Origin of the sequence: Nocardia cyriacigeorgica (assembly GCF_029868385.1) — a bacterium.
In the GTDB taxonomy this organism is placed as follows: Bacteria; Actinomycetota; Actinomycetes; order Mycobacteriales; family Mycobacteriaceae; genus Nocardia; species Nocardia cyriacigeorgica_F.
In genome coordinates this window covers 1-1,000 of record NZ_JARWNX010000034.1, presented here as the reverse complement: position 1 = coordinate 1,000, position 1,000 = coordinate 1, and the positions used below count along the sequence as shown (strand labels likewise).

1 protein-coding gene is annotated in these 1,000 nt (G+C 65.1%); it reads right to left on the bottom strand.

Annotation, left to right across the window (positions count from 1 at the left end; genetic code table 11):
- Positions 1-970: DUF5005 domain-containing protein (locus QH168_RS07575; protein ID WP_280233795.1), on the bottom strand; the 970-nt coding region annotated here is incomplete at its 3' end.
- Positions 971-1,000 lie beyond the last annotated feature (30 nt).

Below are 1,000 nucleotides of genomic sequence, written 5' to 3'. Positions count from 1 at the left end.
GGCGGGTGCCGGGATCGGACCCAGTGGGGGTGGACGAATTGGTTGTTTCGGTGTCTTGGGTCTGATCGGGTGAGGTATCGGTGCTCTGGCCTGTGTCGAAGCGGACGGTCAGGAAGCGGGGGCGGTAGAGGCTGACGTCGTTGAGAACTTCGGTTCGACGCCCTGCGGGCCAGTCGGCGGGTAGTGCCCAGTTGACGTTGTAGGACACAACTAGCCCACCCTGGCCACGATCCAGATGTGGATGCGCGAGCGCGTTGTAGGTGTAAACGCCTGCGTCGCTATATGTTCCGTACAGGCCGGTTTCGGGTGTGGTGTACAGCACCGCCTTGTCCACGAACGGCCCGAACGGTGTCGGTGCGGCGTACGCGACGATATCGGCACTATAGATTTGGGTCGCGTCATTGGTGACGAGCAGATACAGGTCAGCGTGGCGGACAACGCTGAACTCGTTGGCCATTCCGGGCATCAGATCCGCTGCGGCACGTTCGTCGTGGCTCCACTCGTCGTCGCCGGTGTAGTACTCCCAATCCCCTCTCAGGCTGTCACCCGCTACACGGGCAATACGCAGGGATCGCTGGCTCCCGCCGTGGTCGTGGGCGCCGTAGATGTAGGTGTAGCCGTCGGCGCGGCACAAGGCCGACCCCCACGACACGCCCCATGACGATTCCCGCACGGTGACATCGACGGGCCGGGTCGGGTCCGCGGCGTCGAACCGCGCGATGACCAGCCCGTCGGCTCTCTTATCGCCGCGAAGCTTGCTCGGCCGGTAGCGCCGATAGGCGATCTCGACGAACTCACCGGCCACCACGGCATCGCCGGCCCAGTAGACGGTCGGGCCATCGTCGGTGGGTGGCTCCAGCACCGACAACGGCGTGTCCGCGGTACCGCCGTGCACGGTCGTGAGCCGCTCCCCGTCCTGGATCACCAGACTGTTGCGGATGAACGGCGTCTGGCCACCATGCTGACGCACGTTCGATCGGGAACCGTCGGGGTTCACGGT